Source organism: uncultured Blautia sp., from assembly GCF_902497045.1.
Classification (GTDB): Bacteria; Bacillota; Clostridia; order Lachnospirales; family Lachnospiraceae; genus Blautia_A.
The window spans coordinates 1-8,377 of record NZ_CABVDF010000121.1; the positions used below are offsets into that span (position 1 = coordinate 1).

Here is an 8,377-nt window from a genome sequence, read left to right on the forward strand (position 1 = left end):
TTTTTGTGAATAAAAAATCCCTGGAAGCCTCGGTCACTTCCAGGGATTTTTTATTCATAGTAACATGATCTAATTTCTTAGTTACTGTTAGCACATATATTTTCTTCCAAAAATCAACCTGATTTTTAGGAAGTGAGTTTTTTTTCGTGTCATCAGACTTACAGAATATTGATTTTTCCACACTTTTACAAGTTTTTCAATACTCTTTGCACAACTTTAATATTGGATGATCCATATTTTCGTGCCATTTCCTGCTCCCAGGATTCACTGACCTGCACTTGATATACCGCCGGAAGACGCTTCATGGCATTTACATCTTTCAGATAAATAACCACACTGCTGCTTCCCGGAGATTTTCGCAGATCCTCCAGAAGTCCGGCTTCCTGTCTTCCATAGTCTTCCCTGTCTTTAAACTGGATCCACACTTCCTTCGGTATTTCCTCAAAGGATCTTACTTTTTCCAGAATTATTTTTGCACCTCTGTCATCTCCTGCGTCAACCCGTCCCTGAACAAAAAGCTTTGCATCTTCGTTCAAATAACGCTGCCATTTTTCATAATCTCTTGGAAATACCACCACTTCTGCTGTTCCCACCAGATCTTCCAGTGTAAAAAAGGCCATGACCTTGTTATTCTTTGTATATTTGATCGTTTTATCCACGATCATTCCCCCAATGACCACTTTCTGTCCATCCGTGACCCTGGCAATCCCGCTTTCCTCTTCCGGCTGAAGGTCTGTTGTTCTGGCAGAAATAGTTTTTTCCATAACATCCCGATACTGCTCCAACGGATGCCCGCTGAGGTAAATTCCAAGTACTTCCTTTTCATAGGAAAGAAGTGTTTCCTTATCATACTCTCCTACGTTCGGCATTCGAATCTCAAAATCCTTTTTTACATCCTCTTCCGCAAAATCAAAGAGACTCATCTGTCCTGCTATGGTTGTTTTTTTGTCCTGTGCAATGCTGTCCACAATCTGACTGTAAACGGTCATTTTCTGGCGTCGGTTTCCTTCCAGACAGTCTAGAGCGCCTGCCTTGATAAAATTTTCGATGGCGCGCTTATTCACAACTCCGGTCAGTCTCTGGACAAAATCTTTCAGCGAAGTATATTCTCCTCTTTCTTCCCGCTCCTCCACAAGAGCTTCGATCACCGGACGTCCAACACTTTTTATGGCGGAAAGTCCATAGCGGATGGCTCCGTTATCTACGGAAAATCCATATCTTCCCCTGTTTACATCCGGCGGCAGGATCCGAATTCCCATCTGACGGCACACCTGGATATATTCCGAAACCTTATTAGGCATTTCGATCACAGATGTCATAAGCGCTGCCATAAATTCCACCGGATAGTAATACTTCAGATAAGCAGTCTGATAAGAAACTACCGCATAAGCTGCTGCATGAGATTTGTTAAACGCATATTTGGCAAAATCAATCATATCGTCATAGATTTTATTTGCCACCTTTTCCGGAATTCCGTTGGCAATACAGCCGGGAACTCCTTCTTCCGGATTTCCGTATACAAAATTCTGCCTCTCTTTTTCCATAACAGAGGCTTTTTTCTTAGACATGGCACGGCGCACCAGATCACTTCGCCCAAGAGTATAGCCTGCCAGATTACGTACAATCTGCATCACCTGCTCCTGATATACAATGCATCCATAGGTAGGCTTCAGTATCGGTTCCAGCTGAGGACAGTCATACTTAATAGTGTCCGGGCGGTTTTTGCCCCGGATATACTGAGGAATAAAATCCATGGGGCCCGGACGGTACAGAGAAATTCCTGCGATCACATCCTCAAGGCTCTGAGGCTTCAGTTCCTTCATAAAGTTTTTCATTCCCGCACTTTCCAGCTGGAATACTCCGTCAGATCGTCCTGTTCCCAGTGAATCCAGTACCTTTTTGTCATTATAATCAATTTTCTGCATATTCAGCAGAATACCTGTACTGCGCTGAATCTGCTGTACTGCATTCTGAATAACCGTCAAGGTACGAAGTCCCAGAAAGTCCATTTTCAGAAGTCCCAGTTCCTCCAGAGTTGTCATAGTAAACTGGGTGGTAATAGAGCCGTCCTGAGCTCTTGATAACGGCACATATTCATCTACATCCTTCTGACTGATCACCACCCCTGCCGCATGCATAGACGTATGACGGGGAAGCCCTTCCAGGCGCTTGGCAGTATCTATAAGGCTGTGGATATCCTCCTGCTCCTCATATGCCTTACGCAGCTCCGGATTCATCTGAAGCGCTTTGTCTATAGTGATATTCAGTTCCTGAGGGATCATTTTCGCAATAGCATCTACCTGGGCATAAGGCATGTCCAGAACACGGCCTACATCGCGGATCACACCCCTTGCCGCAAGCGTACCAAAGGTAACAATCTGAACCACCCGGTCCTTACCATATTTACGGACAACATAATCAATAACCTCCTGCCGTCTTTCAAAGCAGAAGTCCACGTCAATATCCGGCATGGAAACTCGTTCCGGATTCAGGAATCGCTCAAAAAGAAGATCATAACGGATGGGATCAAGCTGAGTGATCCCCAGAGTGTACGCTACAAGGCTTCCTGCTGCAGATCCACGTCCCGGACCTACCATAATGTCATGATCCCGGGCATACTTGATAAAATCCCATACGATCAGGAAGTAATCCACATATCCCATATTTTTAATTGTGGACAGCTCATAATCCAGTCTTTCCCGAAGCTCCTCTGTTACAGGCGTATAACGTTCCTCCAGCCCTTCAAAGCAGAGCTTATTCAGATATTCCCATGAAGTATATCCCTCCGGCACATCATATTTCGGAAGCTTAGTCACGCCAAATTCAATATCCACATGGCATCTTTCTGCAATCCTGTGAGTATTTTCCAGAGCCTCTGTAACATAGGGAAAGAGCATTTCCATCTCCTGAGGAGATTTTACATAATACTGACCTCCCTCATACCGCATACGATCCTCATCTGCCAGCTTCTTTCCTGTCTGAAGGCAAAGAAGTACATCATGAGGCTGCGCATCCTCTGCAAGTGTATAATGGACGTCATTAGTCACCACCAGATCGATTCCTGTTTCCTTATGCATTTTAAGAAGCTGCTGATTCACTGTCTGCTGTTCAGGAATTCCATGATCCTGCATTTCCAGAAAGAAATTTCCTTTTCCAAAAATATCCTGATAACGGAGAGCCGCCGCCTTTGCATCTTCGTACATTCCTCTTGTAAGATATTTGGCTACCTCTCCGGCAAGGCAGGCACTTAAAGCGATGATTCCTTCATGATATTTTTCCAGAATCTCCAGATCCACTCTCGGTTTATAATAAAAGCCCTCTACAAATCCTTTGGAAACGATCTTCATCAGATTGCTGTAGCCCTGATTATTTTCTGCAAGAAGTACCAGATGATAATAACGGTCATCACCTGTTCCTGTTTCCTTTTCAAATCTGGAACCAGGAGCCACATAAACCTCACAGCCCAGTATGGGATTAATGCCTGCGGCTTTACATGCTCTGTAAAAATCGATCACGCCATACATAACACCATGGTCTGTAATAGCCGCGCTGTCCATTCCAAGTTCCTTCACTCTGGACACATACTCCTGGATCTTATTGGAACCGTCCAGAAGACTATATTCTGTATGGACATGAAGATGTGTAAAATTCATAGTACGCTCCTTATTTTTTTACCTGATAAATCCTCCGGTCTCTTATTTCTACTTTTCCTTCTTTCAGAAGATGACCCACTGCACGTTTAAAGGCATTCTTGCTGAGACCGAATTCCCTTTTAATAACTTCCGGAGAAGCCTTATCGTCAAATGGCAGTACACCTGCAAATTCCTCAATCACCTGAAGAACGTTTTCCGCATCCTCATTGATCTGGATATATGCTTTCTGACGGTCGGAAACATTCAGCTTTCCGTCCTCCTTCACCTCCGATACCCGAAGATCAAGAACCGTTCCCGGACGATATTTTCCTGCTGCCTCTCTTGCAGGGATCAATGCAGAAAATTTATCGTCTACAGCCACGAATACACCAAAATTATCACTGATCTGGTAAACCCTTCCTCTTACCTGGTCTCCCACCTGATAAGGAGACTTTTTCAGAAGATATGGATATACTTTCATGGTTGCACAAAGACGGCTGCTTTTATCCACATAAAGAGCTACCAGACACTCCTGTCCCTCCCGGACACGCACAGTCTGCTCATGATAAGGAAGAAGAAGATCCTTCTCCAACCCCCAGTCAAGAAATGCTCCTATTTTTGTCACCTGACGAACCTTCAGAAGAGCTGTCTGTCCCACTGTGATCACAGGCTCTCTTGTGGTAGAAATAAGACGATCCTGAGAATCCTTATAAATAAAAACCTCCAGACGGTCTCCTTCCTTTGTTCCCTGAGGCACCTGCTTTGCAGGCAGAAGAACACGGTTTTTCGCATCTGCCTCCTTGTTTTCTGCCAGATATATTCCAAATTCCACAGTTTTCACTACAGTCAGTGTCTGTTTCTTACCTAATTCAATCATCCTGATCCTCCACTCTATCGAATCCAACTTTTTGATATGACACATTGTAACACAAAAAACTATTGAATAATAGTAAAAAACTGCCCTTAAGGCAGTCTTTCCACATAAATATTTTTTCTAATTATCCTGGGGCTGAAACTCCACCAGAGACATCATATCTACCCCTAAAATCTTTGCAAATATATACAATTCATAATCTGCAACAAACCTTGCACCGCTTTCAATCCTGCTGATACTGTCTCTTTCCAGTATCACACCTTCCACCTGCAGTCTTGCCGCCAGCTCGCTCTGGGACATCCGCCTTTTTATCCGCAGCTCCCTTATTCTCTCTCCGCTGACATTTTTTCTCCCCTGATAATCATAAATCTTCATACCAAAACTCCCCGATATATGCTAATAATCAGTAATTTTCCTGACATTAACATATGCAGAGAAAAAATATGTGTTAATACTCAGCAGAGGGGGAATTTCTGCATGTTTTTATAAAAAATCCCATCAGCCAACGCCAATGGGATTTTGAAATCTTTTTACTTGGTGTTCTGTCCGTAATAGGCATTTGCACCATGTTTTCTGTAATAATGTTTATCCTGAAGCTCCTGCGGAGCTGGTTTTACCTGCGGATTGATCTGTTCGCAGCGAGTTGCCATTTTTGCAACCTCTTCCAGAACAACCGCATTATGTACTGCCTCATGAGCATCTTTTCCCCAGGTAAATGGTCCATGATTCTTGCAGAGAACTGCAGGAACAGCCTCATAATCTTTATCCTTAAAATAATCTGCAATCAGAACACCTGTATTTTTCTCATATGCTTCTTCGATTTCTTCCTTTGTGAGATTACGCACACAGGGAACTTCTCCATAGATATAGTCGGCATGTGTTGTTCCATAACAAGGAATTCCTCTGCCTGCCTGTGCCCAGCTTGTTGCCCATGAAGAATGTGTATGAACGATACCTCCAATATTCGGGAACGCATTATAAAGGACAACATGGGTAGCCGTATCAGAAGAAGGATTATATTTTCCTTCCACCTTGTTTCCCTGCAGGTCTACTACTACCATATCTTCCGGAGTCAGTTTGTCATAATCCACGCCACTTGGTTTGATAACAAACAAACCTTTTTCTCTGTCTATCCCGCTTACATTTCCCCAGGTAAAAGTTACAAGACCATATTTAGGAAGATCCATGTTTGCTTTGTAAACTTCCTCTTTTAATTTCTCCAGCATAGTTCTCTCTCCTCTTATTATAAACTTTTCTCAAAAAACACCTTAGCGCCGGTATACAAAAAGCAACACCTCGCTATTTACAGTATATACTTATCTGCTCCATAAGCCAAGGTATTTTAATCAGATACATATATATTATTTTTCAATAATCTGTAAACTCCACCACCGCATAAGATTCCCCATGTATATCATTAAGACTGACCACAACCTTATCCGCATCCGCAGATATCTCCGGACAGATCACATCCGAAAGTCTTGCCTGCTGTTTATATTCTGCCCGCATCTGACGGAGAGAAAAGTCTGCCGGAAGATAGTCCATTGCCATCTGGATATACTGACAGTTATTCACATGATGATTAGTATCCAGGTGGTGCTTCTGAACTGTAAATGGTTCTTCCGGCAAAAAAACATCCGGTGTCACGATCTTGCGGGAAGCATATTCCATATCCAGTTTTTCTTCCAGTTCATAACCTTCTGTATCCTCCGGTTTAAGCTTGCAGGGAAATCCATTCTTCCCATCGATAAAAGTCCAGAAGGTATTGGCATAGGCCAGCCTTTCTCCTTCTTTTGTGTCCATAATAAAATTACGCTGCCCCATAAATCCCCGAAAACTATACGGCCATGTAGATGTAACGACCTCTTCTCCCAGAGCCGGATATCGATTAACCACAACCTGCCAGGCGGAAAGAACCCAGAATTTGTTTTTTTCTTTCAGAACTTTCATCCCATTTCCTACTGCCTCCGAATGAAACGTACTGCAGTCCTGAAAATAATTCAGAATTCCCGGCAAAGTAAGTAATCCGTTTTCTCCTATTTCACTGTATCGTACTCTTCCGCTGAAACTATATGACATGTCCATTCCTCTTTTCTGCTTATATCTGCTTATATTATAGCTTTTCATTTTTTATGCCGCAAGAAAAAAATCCCCCGGCAGATACCTGAATGGATGTCTGTCAGGGGAAATGTGAGGGCAGTTTTCTGTATTTTCACTGTTTTTCTGTCTGTATTTTTATTTGTCTCCTGCCATCAGCAGCTCTTTGCCTGAAATTCCCGGCTCTGTCATATTTACCGGATCCAGAATATGCTCCATCTGTTCTTCCGTAAGGATTCCTTCCTGAAGGATAAGATTTCGCACAGATTCACCTGTTTTGATGGCTTTTTTCGCAATATCTGCTGCTTTCTGATATCCTACATGGGGACAGATGGCAGTAATGATTCCTACGCTGTTTTCCACAAGGTATCGGCAGCGTGTTTCATTTGCCGTGATTCCTGTCACACAGTTGTCAACAAAGGTCTGCACTGCATAAGCCAGTGTATCAATAGACTGGAACATGCAGTAAAATACAATCGGTTCAAAGGCATTCAGCTCCAGCTGACCGGCTTCTGCTGCCATGGTGATAGTCACATCATTTCCAATAATGTTAAAAGCTACCTGATTTACAACTTCCGGAATAACCGGATTCACCTTTCCCGGCATAATAGAAGAACCATTCTGTTTTGCCGGAAGGTTGATTTCTCCAAATCCGGCTCTCGGACCGGAGGACATAAGCCGCAGGTCATTGGCAATTTTAGAAAGAGTCACTGCACAGGCTTTTACCGCACCGGAAACAGATACAAAAGAATCCAGGTTCTGTGTGGCATCAATCAGATCATAAGCCTGTACAAATTCCATATCAGAAACTTCTACAAGATTCGGTACGATCCGGCGGAGATACGCCTCGTCCGCATTGATTCCTGTTCCGACAGCAGTTCCTCCCATATTCAGGGTGCACATCTCTTCCATTGCCCGGTCCATTCTGTGGATATCGCGCATAATGGCAACTGAATATGCATTAAATTCCTGTCCAAGGCGGATCGGAACTGCATCCTGCATCTGCGTACGTCCCATTTTGATCACATGATCAAATTCCTTTGCTTTTTCACAAAGAGCTTTGTGTAAGCGGAGGAGTTCTTTTTTCAGATTTTTAAGAAGACGAAGAGATGTCATCTTTCCTGCTGTGGGAATTACATCATTAGTAGACTGTCCGCAGTTTACGTCATCGTTCGGATTGATAATAGAATAATCTCCTTTTTCTCCTCCCAGAATTTCAATGGCACGGTTGGCAATTACCTCGTTTGCATTCATATTCAAAGAAGTTCCCGCACCTCCCTGAATAGGATCTACAATAAAATCTCCATGAAGCTTTCCCTCCAGGATTTCATCACATGCCTGAACAATGGCCTTTGCTTTCTTTTTGTCAAGAATCCCTGCCTCACAGTTGGTAATGGCTGCTGCCTTTTTTATGTAAGCAAGGCTGTTGATGATCTCCGGGTGCATATTCAGTCCTGTAATGTGAAAATTTTCTGCCGCTCGAAGGGACTGCACTCCATAATAAACATTCTGAGGAACATCTTTTGTTCCAATAGAATCCTGTTCCACACGAAAATCCTGTTTTTTCTGCACTTCTCCCATTTTCCTTCTCCCTTTTCTTTCTCCTGTTTTATCTTTTTGTCTGTTTCCTTCTGCCCCAATATAATATCTCAAAAGCTGCTGTTCCTCTTAAGTATCGGTCACTTCATTCACAGCAGCACTAGTTCTTATGATGCCGGACTTTCTCTGCATCTATTCATTGTCCTCATTATAATGACATGATATAATATAATCA

Annotated in this window: 6 protein-coding genes; all 6 read right to left on the bottom strand. The window is 43.0% G+C overall.

Features of this window, described 5'->3' with window-relative positions:
• Positions 1 to 185: 185 nt before the first annotated feature.
• On the bottom strand, positions 186 to 3,653 hold the full coding sequence (locus RDS42_RS09510; RefSeq protein ID WP_308783458.1) for a DNA polymerase III subunit alpha: 3,468 nt from the start codon (positions 3,651 to 3,653) through the stop codon (positions 186 to 188).
• Between the two features lie 10 nt (positions 3,654 to 3,663).
• Positions 3,664 to 4,509: a S1-like domain-containing RNA-binding protein gene (locus RDS42_RS09515; protein ID WP_308783459.1), complete on the bottom strand. Its 846-nt coding sequence runs from the start codon at positions 4,507 to 4,509 to the stop codon at positions 3,664 to 3,666.
• A 117-nt stretch (positions 4,510 to 4,626) separates the two neighbouring features.
• Positions 4,627 to 4,881 (bottom strand): helix-turn-helix domain-containing protein, encoded by a 255-nt coding sequence (locus RDS42_RS09520; protein ID WP_177297444.1) that lies wholly within the window; start codon positions 4,879 to 4,881, stop codon positions 4,627 to 4,629.
• 155 nt (positions 4,882 to 5,036) lie between these two features.
• Complete coding sequence (araD, locus tag RDS42_RS09525) at positions 5,037 to 5,732, bottom strand: L-ribulose-5-phosphate 4-epimerase (protein WP_294444582.1); 696 nt, start codon at positions 5,730 to 5,732, stop codon at positions 5,037 to 5,039.
• A 142-nt stretch (positions 5,733 to 5,874) separates the two neighbouring features.
• Complete coding sequence (locus tag RDS42_RS09530; RefSeq protein ID WP_308783460.1) at positions 5,875 to 6,585, bottom strand: acyl-ACP thioesterase domain-containing protein; 711 nt, start codon at positions 6,583 to 6,585, stop codon at positions 5,875 to 5,877.
• 156 nt (positions 6,586 to 6,741) lie between these two features.
• Entirely contained in the window at positions 6,742 to 8,175 is a 1,434-nt protein-coding gene (locus RDS42_RS09535; RefSeq protein ID WP_308783461.1) for an aspartate ammonia-lyase, read from the bottom strand.
• Positions 8,176 to 8,377 lie beyond the last annotated feature (202 nt).